We start from the raw sequence: 15,427 nt of genomic DNA, 5'->3' as shown, positions 1-15,427 counted from the left end.
GGCGATATTTGACAATCGTGCGATATGCGCACAAATGACGGAAAAGGGAGCGGGACCATGCAGGAGCGGGACGCGGACACGCTGGGCGGCTTCGCCAAGGGGCTGGCGGTGATCGAGGCGTTCGACGAGACGCGCCAGCGCCTCACCATCGCCGACGTGGCCCGCCTCACCGGGCTGGACCGGGCCACCAGCCGGCGCTGCCTGCTGACGCTCACCAGGCTCGGCTATGCGGACTTCGACGGCAAGTTCTTCTCGCTGACGCCGCGCATCCTGCGGCTCGGCCACGCCTATCTCGCCTCGACGCCGCTGCCGCGCATCGTCCAGCCCTATCTGGAGCGCCTGTCGGAGGCGACCGGGGAGAGCTGCTCCTGTTCCATCCTCGACGGCACCGAAATCGTCTATGTGGCGCGCGCCTCGCAGCGCCGCGTCATGTCCATCGGGCTTGCGGTCGGCAGCCGCCTGCCGGCCTATTGCGCCTCCATGGGGCGGGTGCTGCTGGCCGCATTGCCGCCCGGGGAGGCCGAGGCCCGGCTGCGCGACACCGCGCGCCCGGCGCTGACCCCGCGCACCCGCACCGACATGGCCGACCTGATGGCGGAGCTGGAGCGGGTGCGCGGCCAGGGCTACGCGCTGGTGGACGAGGAACTGGAGATCGGCCTTCGGGCCATCGCCATCCCGGTGCTCGACACCAATGGCGCGGTGCGCGCCGCCATGAACATCGGCTGCCAGGCGGCGCGGGTCTCTCCTGAGCGGATGATCGAGACCTTCCTGCCGCAGATGCAGGCCATGCAGAAGCTGATCCGCTCCATCGTGCGCTAGCCGCGCGGCACCATGGAACCGCCCGCCGGCGGCGCGCCGCGAGCCATGCCGAAACGGCATCGCCACGTATCAGCCGATTGACTTGGACATGGCGCGCCTGCCGTTGATGTAATCGGCGGCAATAAGGCGGCGTGGCTGAAGCGCGCCGATCTCATGGGAGCGGAAACAGAACATGGCACGCCTTCGCCAGCTTTACGTCCAGGTGCTCATCGCCATCGCGCTCGGCATCGCGCTCGGCCTGCTCGCGCCCGCGACCGCCATCGAGATGAAGCCGCTGGGCGATGCCTTCATCGGCCTGCTGCGCATGCTGCTGGGGCCGATCATCTTCTGCTCCGTCGTGCTCGGCCTCACCCATGTGCGCGACATGCGCCAGCTCGGCCGCCTCGCCTTCAAGGCCCTGCTCTATTTCGAGGTGCTGACCACGGTGGGCATGGCGCTCGGCTTCGTGGTGGTCAACGTGTTCGAGCCCGGCTCGGGCCTGCACGCCACCCACCTCGCCATGAGCGACAGCGTCACCAAAATATCGAACACCGCCAGCCACTTCACGGCGGTCGGCTTCTTCCTGTCGATCATCCCGAACACCATCATCGATGCCTTCGCCAAGGGCGAGATCCTCCAGGTGCTGTTCATCTCCATCCTCACCGGCGCGGCGCTGAGCGTGGGCGCGAAGGAGGACTCCCCCATCCTGCGCGGCATCGAGGAAGCGCAGACCATCCTGTTCCGCATCCTCGGCTTCATCATGAAGGTGGCGCCCATCGGCGCGTTCGGCGCCATCGCGGCGGCGGTGGGCGCGCACGGCTCGGGCACGCTGGTCTACCTCGCCCAGCTGGTCGCGCTCTATTATGCCACCTCGCTGTTCTTCGTCCTGGTGATCCTCGGCTCAGTCTGCGCCTTCGCCAAGCTGTCCATCTTCAAGCTGATCCGGCTGGTGCGCGAGGAGCTGCTGCTGGTGCTCGGCACCGCCTCCGGCGAGGTCGCCCTGCCCCGCCTGATGCAGAAGCTGGAGAAGGCCGGCTGCGACGAGGCGGTGGTCGGCTTCGTGCTGCCCGCCGGCTACAGCTTCAACCTGGACGGCACCGCCATCTACATGGCCATCGCGGTCGGCTTCATCGCCCAGGCCACCGACACGCCGTTCTCGCTCGGCCAGCAGATCGGCGTGCTCGCCATCATGCTGCTCACCTCCAAGGGCGGCACCACGGTCGCCGGCGGCGCCTTCATCAAGCTCGCCGCCACGCTCCAGACGGTGCGGGCGCTGCCACTGAACGGGCTCGGCCTGCTGTTCGGCGTCGACCGGCTGATGGCCACCTGCACCGCGCTGACCAACGTGGTCGGCAACACGGTGGCCGTGTTCGTCGTCGCCAAGTGGGAAAACGCCTTCGACCGCGCCAAGTTCAACGCCTACATGGCCGAAATCTCCGCGCCCCCGGCCGAGCCTGCCGCCGCCGCGCCGCTGGCCGCGCCCGTCGCCGTGAAGGCCGGCGAGTGAGCGCTGTGGCGTCAGCGGATGTAGTCGTCCACCACCTTGGCGCCGAACCACGCGCCGGCGGTGACACGCTCGACGATGACGCCGCGCACCACGTCAAGCAGTTCGTGGGCGAGCCCGGTGGGCTGGGCTTCCCGCGGCATGCCGATGGACACGGTGGAGATCAGCGGCGGGCGGTCGATGATGCGCACCTGCATCTCGCCGCGCTCCGCCTCGGCCGCCACCGCCGCATGGGCAAGGATCGTCCAGCCCAGCCCGCGCTTCACCATGGCCTTGGTCATGGACACGCTGTCCACCTCGAACACCACGTTGAGGCGGGCGCCGCGCTGGAGCGCCGCCTGCTCGATCATCCGCCGGTTGCTGTGTGGCAGCGACGGCAGGATCAGCGGCAGTGCGGAGATGTCGCGCCAGCGGATCGTGCGCCCGCTGGCCTCGCCTTTGCCCATGGGGCCGGCAGCCACCATCCGCTCGTGAAGGATCGGGGTGAGGGCGATGCCGTCCAGCGGCGGCGGGTTGTAGAGGATGGCGAGATCCAGCCTGCGGTCCAGCAGCCACTCTTCCAGCGAGGAACTGATGCCCTCGCGCACATGGATGGAGGCGTGCGGCCAGCGCTCGCGCAGCATCTCCACCACCACCGGCGCGACGATGAGCCCGGCCGCCGGCGGCACGCCGAGCACCACATGGCCGGCGAAGCTCTGCTCCGGCGCCCGCACCAGCTCGGAGATCTGGTCCACCTGCCGCAGCACCGCATTGGCATGCTCCAGCAGCGAGCCGCCGGCGCGGGTCAGCCGCACGCCCCGGCCGTGGCGCACCAGCAGGCTCACGCCCAATTCCTCCTCCAGCTTCATCAGTTGGCGGCTCAGCGCGGGCTGCGCGATGTTCAGGATGGTCGAGGCGCGGCTGACGCTGCCGGCGCGCGCCACCTCGACGAAATAGCGAAGGCCTCGGATGTCGATGGCAGGTCTCCCTCGGCGGCGGCCGGGTGCGCGGGGGCGCCGGACGATTTTCTGGCAGCCCCCTTCCCCGCCGTCAAATCCCTCCTCCGATCGGTCTGTGCATGAACTGGATCACCCTCGATCACGTCACGCTGCGCTATGCGCTCACCGGGCATGGCCCCAGAACGCTGGTGCTGCTGCATGAGCTGGGCGGGAGCCTGGAGAGCTTCGACGGCCTGATGCCGGCCTTGGAACAGGACTTTCGCGTGCTGCGCTACGACCAGCGCGGCGCCGGCGGATCGGAGAAGCCGCGCGCGCCCTTCTCCCTGTCCGACCACGCGGACGACCTGGCGCAGATCGCCGCCGCTCTGGGGATCGCCGGCCCGCTGCTGCTGGCCGGGGTGGCCGCCGGCGCCGCCATCGCGGTGGCCTACGCGCTGGCGGTGCCGGAGGCTGTGGCCGCGCTCGCCTTGTGCGCCCCCGCCCTCACCGTGGCGGACGACCGGGTGCGCTATCTCGCCGAGCGCTCCGAGCTTGCGGTGCGCGCGGGCATGGCGGCGATCGCCGATGCCAGCCTGGAACGCTCCTATCCGCCCGTGATGCGGCGCGATCCGGCGGTCTTCGCGGCCTATCGCGCGCGCTTCCTGGCCAATGATCCGGTGGGCTATGCCCATGCCAATCTGGCGCTGGCCGACGTGCGCATCGAGGAGCGGCTCGGCGAACTGGCCCAGCCCTGCCTGGTGCTGGCCGGCGCGCACGATCTGCTGCGCCCGCCCGAGGCGGTGGAGCCGCTGGCGGCGCGCATCGCCCACGCCCGCTACGCGGTGATCGACAGCGGCCACCTGATGCCGGTGCAGGCGCCGGACGAGATGGGGCGGCGGCTGGCCGGCTTCTTCGCCGCCGTGCCGCGCCCGGCCCTGGTGCGGGCCTCGTGAGGGAGAACCATGAAGGACATCTGGCGATGACCACCGCGAAGGGCCTCCTCCTCGTCACCATGGAGCCGCCGGCCGGCCTGGAGGAGGAATTCAACGACTGGTACGACACCGAGCATTTCCCGCAGCGCCGGGCGCTGCCGGGCTTCGAGACCGCCTCGCGCTGGGTGTGCCTGGACGGCTGGCCGCGCTGGCTGGCGCTCTATGACCTCGCCTCCCCGGCGGCGCTGGAAACGGCGGACTACCGCGCCGTCTCCGCCGGCAATTCCACGCCCTGGAGCCGCCGGCTCCTGCCGCGCACTTTGGGCCGGCAGCGGGTGGTGGCCGAGCAGATGGGAGCGGGCGATGCGCTGACCCGCCCCGCCGGCGAGGCCGCCGCCCTCCTGGCGGCGCGCTACCGGCCCGACGGCGGCGCCGAGGCGTTCGCCGCCACGGCCACGGCGGCGGCAGCCCTGTTGCCGGGCCTGATCCAGCTGCGCCTGTTCCGGCAAGCCGGCCCCGGCGCGGAGACCGTGTGGCTGATCGCCGAATTCGCCGGGCCGGTGAGCCGGGAGGCGCTGCGCGCGGCGCTCGGCACCCTGTCGGGAGCGGGCGCGCAGATGTTCAATCTCTACGCCCCCTATTTCCGCGGATGACGGCCATGGCGATGCAAGCCCCGAAGGATCATGCCGTCACCCTGGACGGCCTCACCTTCCGCTGCCGCACCGAGGGGGCGGAGGGCGCGCCCTGGCTGGTGTTCAGCAATTCACTGATGACCGACCTGACGCTGTGGGACGCCCAGGCCGCCGCCTTCGCGCCCCGCTTCCGCATCCTGCGCTACGACCAGCGCGGGCATGGAGAGACCGGCGTGCCGCAGGCGGACTGCACCATGGCGCAATTGGCCGGCGACCTGCTGGCGCTGATGGACCATTTCGGCATCGCCCGCGCCCATCTGGTGGGCATCTCCATGGGCGCCGCCACCTGCCTCGGCGCCGCCTTGCGCAACCCGGAGCGGGTGGCGCGCCTGGTCATGGCCGACGGGCAGGCGGCGACGCCGCCGGGCGGCGCGCAGGCCTGGGACGGGCGCATCGCCACCGCCCGCGAACACGGCATGGCGGGTCTTGCGGAACCCACCCTGGCGCGCTGGTTCACCCCCGCCGCGCTCGCCGCCCGGGGCGCGGGCGTGCGGCACGTGGGGGCGATGATCGCCGCCACGCCCCTGCCCGGCTTCCTGCGCGCCGTGCCCGCCCTCCAGGCGTTCGACTTCCGCGCCGGCCTCGCCGGTCTCGCATGCCCCGCCTTGATGCTGGCCGGCGCCGCCGACGGCGCCCTGCCCGCCACCCTGCGGGCGTTGGCGGCCGAGGTGCCGGACGGGCGCTTCGTCGAGATCGCCGGCGCCGGCCACCTTCCCAATATCGAGCAGCCGGCCGCCTTCAACGCGGCGCTTGCCGATTTCCTGCCGTGAGAGCCCCCATGCGCATCAAGGACCTGTCCCCCGAGGAGATGACGCCCGCCCAGCGGGCCGTGGCGGAAGAAGCCGTCGCCGGCAAGCGCGGCCGCGTGCCCGCCCCGCTCCGGGCCTGGCTGCACAGTCCGGAGCTGGGCCGCCGGGCGCAACATCTGGGCGCCTTCGTGCGCTACGACACCAGCCTGCCGCCGGACCTGTCGGAACTGGCCATCCTGGTGGTGGCGCGGCGCTGGACCTCCCATTTCGAATGGTACGCCCATGCCCGCGAGGGCCTGAAGGCGGGCCTTTCCCCGCAGGTGATCGAGGCCATCGCCGACCGCGCCACCCCGCCGCTCGACGGCGCGCCGGCGCGGCTCGTCTACGACTTCAGCAAGGCGGTGGTGGAGAGCGGGCGCGCGCCGGACGCGCTCTATGCCCGCGCCGTCGCCGCCCTGGGCGAAGCCGGCGTGGTCGAGCTGGTGGGCCTCATCGGCTATTACACGCTGGTGGCCTTCACCCTGAACGTCTTCGACATCGGCCTGCCCGAGGGCGAGACGCCGATCCTGCAACCGTGAGGGCCGCGCCATGACCGGCAGACTTGAAGGCAAGGTCGCGATCATCACCGGCGCCGGCTGCGTCGGCCCCGGCTGGGGCAACGGCCGCGCGGCGGCGGTGCTGTTCGCCCGCGAGGGCGCCAGGGTGCTCGCCGTGGACAAGAACAGCGACAGCATGGACGAGACGCTGGAGCGAGCCCGCGCCGAGGGCGGCACCATCGTGCCGTTCGCTTGCGACGTCACCGACACCGCCCAGGTGGCCGCCATGGTCGCCGCCTGCCGGGACGCGTTCGGCCGTGTTGACATTCTGGTCAACAATGTGGGCGGCTCGGCACCCGGCGGGCCGGTGGAGCTGTCCGAAGAGCAGTGGGAGCGGCAGATCGACTTCAACCTCGGCAGCGTGTTCCTCGCCTGCAAGCACGTGCTGCCGGTGATGGAGGCCCAGGGCGGCGGCGCCATCGTCAACACCGCCTCCACCTCCGGCATCCGCTGGACCGGCGCGGCGCAGGTGGGCTACGCCTCCGCCAAGGCCGGCGTCATCCAGTTCTCGCGCGTGACCGCCGTGCAATATGCCAAGCGCAACATCCGGGTGAACACCGTCGTGCCCGGCCAGATGCACACCCCCATGGTGGAGGCCCGCCTCGCCGGCCAGCGCGCCGGCGGCGACGTGGACGCGCTGCTGAAGACCCGCCTCGCCCGCATTCCGCTGGGCTTCATGGGCGACGGCCGCGACACCGCCGCCGCCGCTCTGTTCCTCGCCTCCGACGAGGCGCGCTTCGTCACCGGCACGGAGATCGTGGTGGACGGCGGCATGAGCGCGCGGTGCGACTGAGATGAGCCACAGCCAGGCGCCCTGCCCGCCGCCGCATCCCGATCCGCATCCGCCCGCGCTGCGCCCGCCGCGACCGGCCTGCGATTCCCACTGCCACATCTACGGCCCGTTCGACCGCTTCCCGCTGCCGGACGACCGCAGCTTCACCCCCTCCGAGGCGCCGGAGCGGGCGCTGCGGGCGCTGCACGACAGGATGGGCTTTTCCCGCGCGGTGATCGTGCAGAGCCAGGGCCACGCCTTCGACCACCGCCCGCTGCTGGACGCTCTGGCACGTGAGCCCGACCGCTATCGCGGCGTCGCCTTGCTGAAGCCGTCGACGCCGATGGACGAGATCCGCCGCCTCGACGCGGCCGGGGTGCGCGGCGTGCGCTTCAGCTTCCTCAGCCATCTCGGCGGCACGCCCGCGCTCGATGCGGCGCAGGAGATCGCCCATCGCGTCGCCCCGCTCGGCTGGCACGTGGCCATCCATGTGGCGGGGGCCGACATCCAGCGCCATGCGGATTTCATCGCCGGCCTGCCGGCGCCGGTGGTGATCGACCACATGGCGCGGCCGGACCTGGACACCGGCCTCGACGCCGCCCGCGCCGCCCTGTTCCGGCTCACCGACACCGGCCGGGTGTGGGTCAAGCTCAGCGGCGCCGACCGCCTGTCGAAGGCCGGGGCGCCCTATGCCGACGTGGTGCCCTACGCCCGCAGCCTCCTCGACCATGCGCCCGAGCGCATGCTGTGGGGCAGCGACTGGCCGCACGTGAATCTGCACGCGCCCATGCCCGACGACGGCACGCTGGTGGACTGGATCGACGCCGTCGCGCCCACCGCCGGTCTGAAGCGGCGCCTGCTGGTGGAAAACCCGGAAACTTTCTTCGGTTTTCCAGCCTCGCACAATGACCATAAGCAAGACTGACCACCAGCGAGGCTGATGATGACCGCTTCAGCCTCCGCTCACGGCGCGCCGCGCAGGCGGCAGCGCGCCGCAGTCGGTTCCGCCGCCAGGATGCGATCGGGAGATCGGAATGTTTAAGCGTTTGTCGGTAAAGGTTCTTTTGACGTCCGTTATTGCCCTGCTGGTGGTCGGCACCGTTGTGATTCTCGCGCTCGGCGCCTGGGATTCGGCCCGCACCCTTGCCGTTGCGTCACGCATCGCCACCGTGACCCGCGTCTCCGAAGACGTATTCACCTCGCTGCACAACCTGCGGCTGGACCGCGCCTCAGCGCTTCGCGATCTTCCTGCTGATCGGGTATTCACCACGCTCACGCCGCAGCTGGAGAAGTCGCGCACGGCGGAAATCCCGGCGCTCAAGGCCAGCCTCGCCGGCCTGCGTGAGGTGGAGTTCCCGGGCCGCGACGCGCTCGCCGGAGATCTGGAACGCGCGCTCGCCAAGCTCACCGAGCTGCACGCCGAATCCACCGTCGCCCTGGGCCGGCCGAAGGCCGAGCGCCGCCCGTCCCTGCTCGCCGACTACGGCAATGAGACCGCCGCCCTGCTCGACCTGCTGGATCGCATCTCCGGCCAGCTGGTGAAGGCGGTGAAGCTCCAGGACGCCTATGTGGACCAGCTCATGCAGCTGAAGCAGCTGGCCTGGGCGACCCGCAACGCGGCGGGCGACACCGCGCTGCTCGTCTCCAACCCGCTGGCCGGCCGCCCGCTGGTGCCGGAACCCATGCTCAAATATACCGCGCTCGTCAGCCAGATCGACAGCACCTGGGCGGTGCTGACCGAGTTCGCCGGCAGCATGACCCTGCCGGAGGAGCTGAGCACCACCATCGCCACCGCCAACCGCGAGTTCTTCGCCAAGGCCTTCTCCGACCTCCGGCTCAACACGCTGAAGGCGCTGATCGCCGGCACCCCGCCCGGCATCACCGCCGAGGAGTGGACCCCGCTCGCCGTCTCCAAGCTGACCTACCTCCAGGCGGTGGCGCAGACCGCGCTCGACCTCGCCTCCGACCATGCCGCGGAGCAGCAGGTGGAAGCCACCCGGGCGCTGTGGCTCCAGGTCGGCCTGCTGGTCGGCGCCGCCGTGTTCGGCATCGCCATGATCGTGGTGGTGACGCGCCGGGTGATCCGGCCGCTGGTCCGCCTCACCGGCGTGATGAAGCAGCTCGCGGGCGGCGACCTGGCGGTGGCCGTCACCGACACGGAGCGCTCCGACGAGGTGGGCGCCATGGCCCAGGCGGTGCTGGTGTTCCGCGAGGAGATGGCCCGCAATGCCGAGCTTGAGCAGGGCGCGGCGGAAGCCCGCCGCCGCGCCGAGGAGGAGCGCCGGCGCGGCATGCACGCCTTGGCCGACGAGTTCGAGCAGGCGGTGGGCGGCATCATCCGCAACGTGTCGGCGTCTTCCGGCACGCTGCACGAGACCGCCCAGAGCATGACGGCGGCGGCGCGCAAGACCTCCAGCCAGTCCACCGCCGTGGCCGCCGCCGCCGAGCAGACCTCCACCAACGTGGTGATGGTCGCCTCCTCGGCGGAGCAACTCGGCGCCTCGGTGGACGAGATCAGCCGCCGCGTGGAGCAGTCCGCCAACCTCTCCGCGACGGCGGTGGTGGAGGCCGACCGGACCGGCTCGGTGATCCGCGACCTGTCGCAGGCCGCCGGACGCATCGGCGACTTCATCGGCCTCATCTCCAACATCGCCTCGCAGACCAACCTGCTGGCGCTGAACGCCTCCATCGAGGCGGCCCGGGCGGGCGAGGCCGGCCGGGGCTTCACCGTGGTGGCCTCCGAGGTGAAGGCGCTGGCCGAGCAGATGGCCAAGGCCACCAAGGAGATCGAGTCACAGATCAGCGCCATCCAGGCCACCACCGGGGATGCAGTGAAGGCGATCGAAGGCGTCAGCGTGCAGATCCGCCAGATGAGCGACGTGGCCACCGGCATTTCCGCCGCCGTGGAGCAGCAGGGCGCCGCCACCAAGGAGATCGTCCGCAACATGGACCAGGCGGCCGCCGGCACCCACACCGTGACCAGCCACATCGCCGACGTGACCCGCACCGCCGACGAGACCGGCACCGCCTCCTCCCGCGTGCTGGATGCCTCCGCCACCCTGTCCGAGCAGGCCCAGCAGCTGGAGACCCAGATGCAGCGCTTCCTCTCCACGGTGCGCGCCGCCTGACGCCGATCGCCTCCCGCAAACAGAAAGGGCCAGAGCAATCGCTCCGGCCCTTTCTTCGTTCCGTCGCGGCCCGGCTTTCGGCTCAGGCGAGTTTCGGCCAGGTGGTGATCGGCCCGCGCCAGCCCTCATAGAGGTGCGCGATGCGCAGCACGTCGAGATCGGCGAAGCGCGGGCCGACGATCTGCAGGCCGATGGGCATGCCGGCTTGCGTGAAGCCGCAATTGATGGAGATGGCCGGCTGTTCGGACATGTTGTACGGCACGGTGAAGCAGATGTGCTCGAACGGCCGTGACGGATCGTTCACCGGCGAGGCCCAGTCCGCCGGGAAGGCGGAGACATTGTTGGTGGGCGTCAGCAGATAGTCGATGCCGTGGAACAGCTCAGCGCAGGCCTGGCGCATCTTCATGGTCTGGTTGAAGCCGCGCACCGCGCGGGGGCCGTCGATGCCCGCGCCGCCCGCCGCCCAGTCGACGATATAGGGCAGCACCTTGGCCTTCCTTTCCGGGCTCAGGGCGCATATGTCGTCCCAGGAGCGGGCGCGCCAGAAATCGTCCAGCCCGTCCAGCATCTCGCGGGTGAGCACGCCCGCCACCGGCACGATGATGGCGCCTTCCGCCTCGAACGCGCGCGCGGCGGCTTCCACCGCGGCGCGCACCTCCGGCTCCACCTCCATGCCGCAGCGCTCTTCCAGCATCAGGCCGATGCGCAGGCCCTTCACGCTGGCACCCTGAAGGTCCATCCAGTCGATGGCGGCGGGCGGCAAGCTGGTGGCGTCGCGCCAGTCCGGCCGGGAGAGGAAGCCCATCATGAGCGCCGTGTCAGCAACCGTGCGTGTCATCGGGCCGGCGCAGCGGCCGACATAATAGGGATCGATGGGGATGCGCCCGAGGCTGGGCTTGAAGCCGACGAGGCCGCACCAGCCCGCCGGCAGGCGCACCGAGCCGCCGATGTCGGTGCCCACATGCAGCGGCCCGTAGCCCGCCGCCCCCGCCGCCGCAGCGCCCGCGCTGGAGCCGCCGGGGTTGCAGGCGAGATTCCACGGATTGCGCGCCAGCGTGTGGAAGCTGGAGAGGCCGGAGGACAGCATGCCGTAGTCCGGCACGGTGGTCTTGGCCAGCAATATGGCGCCGGCCTCGCGCATGCGGGCGGCGGGCGGGGCGTCGGCCGCGGCGGGCGTCAGCTCGGTGGCCGCCGTGCCCAGCGGCACCGGCAGGCCCTTGGTGGCGATCAGCTCCTTGAGCGTCACCGGCACGCCGTCCAGCGGCCCGCTAGGCGCGCCCCTCGCCAGGCGCTCGGTGGCGGCCTTCGCCTCCGCGCGCACGCGCTCGGGATCGAAGGCGTACAGCGCGCCGAGCTTGGGCTCGCTCGCCTCCACATAGGGCAGCAGAGCGTCGAAATATTCGGCGGGCGACACCGTCTTGGCGCCATAGGCGGCGACCAGCTCGACGGCGGACAGATCCAGCAAGGACGACATGACGGCAAGACGCTCCTGAGGCGGCGCTAGGTCGGGAAATGAAGGGATGACGCGCCCTCAGTGAGCGCCTCCGCATGGTGGCAGGCGCTGGCGCGGCCCGGCTCCAGGGCGCGCAGGGCGGGCGCCTCGGCGGCGCAGCGCCCGCTCGCCAGCGGACAGCGGGCGAGGAAGGCGCAGCCGCCGCCCTCGATCTGCGCGGAAGGCGGTGCGGACGGCGTGCGGCGGAGGCCGCGGCCGATACGCTCCAGGCTCGGCTCGGCGGCGATGAGCAGCTGCGTATAAGGGTGGAAGGGCCGGGCGAACACCGCCTGGGCGGGGCCGGTCTCCACCACCCGGCCGCGATACATCACCGCCACATGGTCGGCCACGCAGTCGATCACCGCCAGATTGTGGGTGATGAACAGCACCGTGATGCCGTGGCGGTCGCGCAGCGAGCGCAGCAGGTTCAGCACCTGCGCCTGCACGGAAAGGTCCAGGGCCGAGACCGCCTCGTCCGCCACCACCAGCTTGGGGCGGGTGATGAGGGCGCGGGCGATGGCGATGCGCTGGCGCTGGCCGCCGGAAAATTCATGCGGGAAGCGCGCGGCGTCCGCCGCCTTCAGGCCGACGCTCTCCAGCGCCTCTCCCACCAGCGCCGCCCGCTCCGCCCCGCGCAGCGCGTCCGGCACCACGTGCAGGGGCTCGGCCACGGTGCGGCCGATGCGGCTGCGCGGATCCAGCGAACCATAGGGGTCCTGGAACACCATCTGGAAATCGCGCCGCCGGGCGGCGAGCGCGGCGGGCGGCAGCAGGAACAGATCGTCGCCGTCGAACAGCACGTTGCCGGCGGTGGGCCGGTCCAGCGCCATGACGATGCGCGCCAGGGTGGACTTGCCGCTGCCGCTCTCGCCCACCACGCCGAAGATGCTGCCCGCCGGCACCTTCAGGTCGATGCCGTCCAGCGCCCGCAGCGTGGCGCGGCGGCCGAACAGCGGCGTCGGGCCGACCGGATAGTCGCGGGCGACGTTGCACAGTTCCAGCAGCGCGGGCGTGCTCATGCCGCCGCCTCCGGGCCGAGGATGCAGCGCAGGCCGCGCCCGTCCGCCGCCGTGCGCCAGGCCGGCTCGGCGGCGCGGCAGGCCTCCGTCACGCAGCCGCAGCGGTTGGCGAAGCGGCAGCCCGGCGGCAAAGCGGCGAGTGAGGGCACGGTGCCGGGAATGGTGGGCAGGTCGCCGCCCGCCCCTACCCCGCCGCCCCGGCGCGGCATCGCCGCCAGCAGGCCGCGCGTATAGGGATGGCGGGGATGGCGCAGGACGGCCTCGGTCGGCCCCTCCTCCATGCGCGTGCCGGCATAGAGGACCAGCGTCTCGTCGGCGATCCGGCCGATGACGCCGAGATCGTGGCTCACCAGGATCAGCCCGACGCCGAGATCGCTCACCAGTTCGTCGAAAATGTCGAGGATTTCCGCCTGCACGGTCACGTCCAGCGCCGTGGTCGGCTCGTCGGCGATCAGCAGGTCCGGCCGCATGGCGAGCGCGATGGCGATGCCCACGCGCTGGCGCTGGCCGCCGGACATTTCGTGCGGATAGGTGTCGATGCGGCGGCGGGCGTCAGGAATGCGCACCCGCTCCAGCCATTGCAGCGCCTCGGCGCGCGCCTCCGCCGCCGACACGCGGCGATGCCAGCGGATGCCCTCGGCGATCTGGTCGCCGATGCGCTGAGCGGGGTTGAGCGCCGTCATCGGCTCCTGGAAGATCATGCCGATGCGCCGGCCGCGCACACGGCACATCTCCGCCTCGCCCAAGGCCAGCAGGTCGGTGCCGTCGAACAGGATGGAGCCGGTGGCGCGGATCGTGCCCGGCAACAGGCCGATCAGCGCCTTGAGCAGCATGGACTTGCCGGAGCCGGATTCGCCCACGATGCCCAGCGTCCGGCCGGCGGCGAGGCGGAACGACACGTCGTTCACCAGCCGCAGTGGCTCCGCGTCCGGCCGGGCGATGTCGATGGCAAGGTCGCGGACCTCCAGCATCATGCCGCCAGCCTCCGGCGCGGGTCGATCAGGTCGCGCAGGCCGTCGCCCAGAAGATTGAACCCCAGCACGCTCAGCGCGATGGCGATGCCCGGCACCAGGGCCAAATGCGGCGCGGCGGTGAGATAGGTCTGCGCGTCCGCCAGCATGCGCCCCCAGGAGGGCGCGGGCGGCGCGATGCCGAGGCCGAGGAAGCTCAGCCCCGCCTCGGTGAGGATGGCGAGGCCGAGCTGGATCGTCACCTGCACGATGATCTGGCCGGCGATGTTGGGGAGCACATGCTCAAGGGTGATGCGGGCCGCGCCCTTGCCCGCCGCGCGCGCCGCCAGCACATAGTCCCGCGCCCACACCTGCGCGGCGGCGCTGCGGGTGACGCGGGCGAACACCGGGATCATGAACACGCCGATGGCCACCACGGCGGTCAGCGCCCCCGGCCCCATCAGCGCCCCCAGCATGATGGCCGAGAGCACGGCGGGAAAGGCGAATAGGATGTCGCACAGGCGCATGATGGCGCCGTCGATGATGCCGGCGCGGGCGGCGGCGGTGACGCCCAGCAGCGTGCCCGCCATCGCCCCCAGCAGCACCGCCAGCACGGCAATGGACAGCGAGTTCCACGCCCCCACCATCAGCATGGAGGTGAGGTCGCGGCCGAAATGGTCGGTGCCCAGCAGCCCCTGCGCCAGCGGCCCCTTGAGCTTGAGCGCGAAGCGCATGCGGGTCGGCGCCTCGGGCGTCCAGACTTGCGAGACGAGCGCCGTGCCGATGATGCAGGCGGTGATGGCGCCGCCGAGGATCAGCGGCAGCCGCCCCGCCAGCCGGGAGAGGAGCGCGCCGCTCATGCCCGCCCCCGCAGCCGGGGGTCGAGGGCGAGATAGGCCATGTCCACCAGGAAGTTCACCACCACCACGAGGCCGGCGAACAGCAGCACCACGTCCCTGATCACCAGCAGGTCGCGCTGGGCCAGCGCCTGGAAGGCGAGACGGCCGAGGCCGGGCAGCACGAAGACATTCTCCACCAGCACCGCGCCGGCGATGAGGAAGGAGAATTGCAGGCCCATGATGGTCACCACCGGCACCAGGGCATTGGGCACCACATGGCGCCACAGCGCGGCGCTGCGGTTCAGCCCCTTGGCGCGGGCGGTGGCGACGAAATCCTCGTTCAGCACGTCCAGCACCGCCGCCCGCGTCACCCGCGCCAGGATGGCCGATTGCGGCAGGGCCAGCGCAACGGCGGGCAGCAGCAGCGCCTTCAGCCCGGCGCCGAGGCCCGCCTCCCAGCCGGGAAAGCCGCCGGCCGGAAACCAGCCGAGCTGGCTGGAGAACAGCAGGATGAGGACGAGGCCGATCCAGAAATTCGGCACCGCGACGCAGATCTGCGTGAACAGCGTGGCGCCATGGTCCACCGCCGTGCCGTTGCGCGCGGCGGCGATGACGCCAAGCGGCAGGGCGATCGCGGTGGACAGGACGATGGCCATCAGCGCCAGCGGCAGCGTCACCGCCAGGCGCTCGGCGATCAGCCCGGCCACCGGCACGCCATAGGTGAAGGAGGTGCCGAAATCGCCGCGCAGCATGCCGGAGATCCAGGCCAGATAGCGCACCACGGCGGGCTGATCGAGCCCCATGCTCTGGCGCAGCGCGGCCAGCGTGTCGGCCCGCCCGGAGGTGCCGAGCTGGATGGCGGCGGGATCGCCGGGCAGCACTTCCATCACCAGGAAGATCGCCAGCGACATGACCAGAAGGGTCAGCACCAGCCCGGCCCCGCGCCTGAGAACAAGACGAAACATCAAACCCCGCTTGCAGAGGAGCCATCCGGGCGCATGCCGCGCCCCCTCACGCCCGGCGCTCCGGCGCCGGGCTC

15 protein-coding genes are annotated in these 15,427 nt (G+C 71.5%); 9 read left to right on the top strand and 6 right to left on the bottom strand.

Going from position 1 to position 15,427, the window contains the following annotated elements; translation table 11 throughout:
- Positions 1–57: 57 nt before the first annotated feature.
- Entirely contained in the window at positions 58–819 is a 762-nt protein-coding gene (locus YU1_RS0106070; protein WP_029003302.1) for an IclR family transcriptional regulator, read from the top strand.
- Between the two features lie 172 nt (positions 820–991).
- Positions 992–2,305 (top strand): cation:dicarboxylate symporter family transporter, encoded by a 1,314-nt coding sequence (locus YU1_RS0106060; RefSeq protein WP_029003301.1) that lies wholly within the window; start codon positions 992–994, stop codon positions 2,303–2,305.
- 11 nt (positions 2,306–2,316) lie between these two features.
- Here YU1_RS0106060 and YU1_RS0106055 read toward each other — a convergent pair whose 3' ends face one another.
- Positions 2,317–3,252: a LysR family transcriptional regulator gene (locus YU1_RS0106055; protein WP_280790700.1), complete on the bottom strand. Its 936-nt coding sequence runs from the start codon at positions 3,250–3,252 to the stop codon at positions 2,317–2,319.
- A 107-nt stretch (positions 3,253–3,359) separates the two neighbouring features.
- Here YU1_RS0106055 and YU1_RS0106050 point away from each other — a divergent pair, with 107 nt between their 5' ends.
- The 7 genes from YU1_RS0106050 (at position 3,360) to YU1_RS34695 (ending at position 10,088) form a co-directional block, all read left to right on the top strand.
- The gene (locus YU1_RS0106050; protein WP_035714040.1) at positions 3,360–4,172 is read left to right on the top strand and encodes an alpha/beta fold hydrolase; all 813 of its coding nucleotides are present in this window, start codon (positions 3,360–3,362) and stop codon (positions 4,170–4,172) included.
- Between the two features lie 26 nt (positions 4,173–4,198).
- On the top strand, positions 4,199–4,804 hold the full coding sequence (locus tag YU1_RS31795) for a DUF4286 family protein (RefSeq protein WP_051356552.1): 606 nt from the start codon (positions 4,199–4,201) through the stop codon (positions 4,802–4,804).
- A 5-nt stretch (positions 4,805–4,809) separates the two neighbouring features.
- Entirely contained in the window at positions 4,810–5,613 is an 804-nt protein-coding gene (locus YU1_RS0106040) for an alpha/beta fold hydrolase (RefSeq protein WP_029003298.1), read from the top strand.
- Positions 5,614–5,621: 8 nt separating this feature from the next.
- Positions 5,622–6,170 (top strand): carboxymuconolactone decarboxylase family protein, encoded by a 549-nt coding sequence (locus tag YU1_RS0106035; protein WP_029003297.1) that lies wholly within the window; start codon positions 5,622–5,624, stop codon positions 6,168–6,170.
- Positions 6,171–6,180: 10 nt separating this feature from the next.
- Complete coding sequence (locus YU1_RS0106030; RefSeq protein ID WP_029003296.1) at positions 6,181–6,981, top strand: SDR family NAD(P)-dependent oxidoreductase; 801 nt, start codon at positions 6,181–6,183, stop codon at positions 6,979–6,981.
- Between the two features lies 1 nt (position 6,982).
- Complete coding sequence (locus YU1_RS0106025) at positions 6,983–7,885, top strand: amidohydrolase family protein (RefSeq protein ID WP_029003295.1); 903 nt, start codon at positions 6,983–6,985, stop codon at positions 7,883–7,885.
- A 139-nt stretch (positions 7,886–8,024) separates the two neighbouring features.
- Positions 8,025–10,088, top strand: coding sequence for a methyl-accepting chemotaxis protein (locus YU1_RS34695; protein WP_051356551.1), 2,064 nt, complete (start codon positions 8,025–8,027; stop codon positions 10,086–10,088).
- Between the two features lie 82 nt (positions 10,089–10,170).
- Here YU1_RS34695 and YU1_RS0106015 read toward each other — a convergent pair whose 3' ends face one another.
- The 5 genes from YU1_RS0106015 to YU1_RS0105995 are packed head-to-tail and all read right to left on the bottom strand — an operon-like array spanning position 10,171 to position 15,353.
- The gene (locus YU1_RS0106015) at positions 10,171–11,562 is read right to left on the bottom strand and encodes an amidase (RefSeq protein ID WP_029003293.1); all 1,392 of its coding nucleotides are present in this window, start codon (positions 11,560–11,562) and stop codon (positions 10,171–10,173) included.
- Between the two features lie 26 nt (positions 11,563–11,588).
- A complete protein-coding gene (locus YU1_RS28215) occupies positions 11,589–12,599 on the bottom strand; it encodes an oligopeptide/dipeptide ABC transporter ATP-binding protein (protein WP_035714038.1) in 1,011 nt (336 codons plus the stop codon).
- Positions 12,596–13,573: an ABC transporter ATP-binding protein gene (locus tag YU1_RS28210; RefSeq protein ID WP_035714036.1), complete on the bottom strand. Its 978-nt coding sequence runs from the start codon at positions 13,571–13,573 to the stop codon at positions 12,596–12,598. Before YU1_RS28210 ends, YU1_RS28215 begins: the two co-directional genes overlap by 4 nt.
- Positions 13,570–14,409, bottom strand: coding sequence for an ABC transporter permease (locus tag YU1_RS0106000; RefSeq protein WP_029003292.1), 840 nt, complete (start codon positions 14,407–14,409; stop codon positions 13,570–13,572). The genes YU1_RS28210 and YU1_RS0106000 overlap by 4 nt, the downstream gene beginning before the upstream one ends.
- On the bottom strand, positions 14,406–15,353 hold the full coding sequence (locus YU1_RS0105995; RefSeq protein WP_029003291.1) for an ABC transporter permease: 948 nt from the start codon (positions 15,351–15,353) through the stop codon (positions 14,406–14,408). The genes YU1_RS0106000 and YU1_RS0105995 overlap by 4 nt, the downstream gene beginning before the upstream one ends.
- Positions 15,354–15,427 lie beyond the last annotated feature (74 nt).

The sequence above is a fragment of the Azorhizobium doebereinerae UFLA1-100 genome (genome assembly GCF_000473085.1).
GTDB classification, from domain to species: Bacteria; Pseudomonadota; Alphaproteobacteria; order Rhizobiales; family Xanthobacteraceae; genus Azorhizobium; species Azorhizobium doebereinerae.
This window is presented reverse-complemented; position numbering and strand designations above follow the sequence as displayed.

Bases quoted from the DNA above. Each gene is read 5' to 3' on its own strand.
- YU1_RS28210 (WP_035714036.1), bottom strand. From the start codon at position 13,573: ATGATGCTGGAGGTCCGCGACCTTGCCATCGACATCGCCCGGCCGGAC.
- YU1_RS0106035 (WP_029003297.1), top strand. From the start codon at position 5,622: ATGCGCATCAAGGACCTGTCCCCCGAGGAGATGACGCCCGCCCAGCGG.
- YU1_RS28215 (WP_035714038.1), bottom strand. From the start codon at position 12,599: ATGAGCACGCCCGCGCTGCTGGAACTGTGCAACGTCGCCCGCGACTAT.
- YU1_RS0106070 (WP_029003302.1), top strand. From the start codon at position 58: ATGCAGGAGCGGGACGCGGACACGCTGGGCGGCTTCGCCAAGGGGCTG.
- YU1_RS0106015 (WP_029003293.1), bottom strand. From the start codon at position 11,562: ATGTCGTCCTTGCTGGATCTGTCCGCCGTCGAGCTGGTCGCCGCCTAT.
- YU1_RS31795 (WP_051356552.1), top strand. From the start codon at position 4,199: ATGACCACCGCGAAGGGCCTCCTCCTCGTCACCATGGAGCCGCCGGCC.
- YU1_RS0105995 (WP_029003291.1), bottom strand. From the start codon at position 15,353: ATGTTTCGTCTTGTTCTCAGGCGCGGGGCCGGGCTGGTGCTGACCCTT.
- YU1_RS0106040 (WP_029003298.1), top strand. From the start codon at position 4,810: ATGGCGATGCAAGCCCCGAAGGATCATGCCGTCACCCTGGACGGCCTC.
- YU1_RS0106050 (WP_035714040.1), top strand. From the start codon at position 3,360: ATGAACTGGATCACCCTCGATCACGTCACGCTGCGCTATGCGCTCACC.
- YU1_RS0106030 (WP_029003296.1), top strand. From the start codon at position 6,181: ATGACCGGCAGACTTGAAGGCAAGGTCGCGATCATCACCGGCGCCGGC.
- YU1_RS0106060 (WP_029003301.1), top strand. From the start codon at position 992: ATGGCACGCCTTCGCCAGCTTTACGTCCAGGTGCTCATCGCCATCGCG.
- YU1_RS0106000 (WP_029003292.1), bottom strand. From the start codon at position 14,409: ATGAGCGGCGCGCTCCTCTCCCGGCTGGCGGGGCGGCTGCCGCTGATC.
- YU1_RS0106025 (WP_029003295.1), top strand. From the start codon at position 6,983: ATGAGCCACAGCCAGGCGCCCTGCCCGCCGCCGCATCCCGATCCGCAT.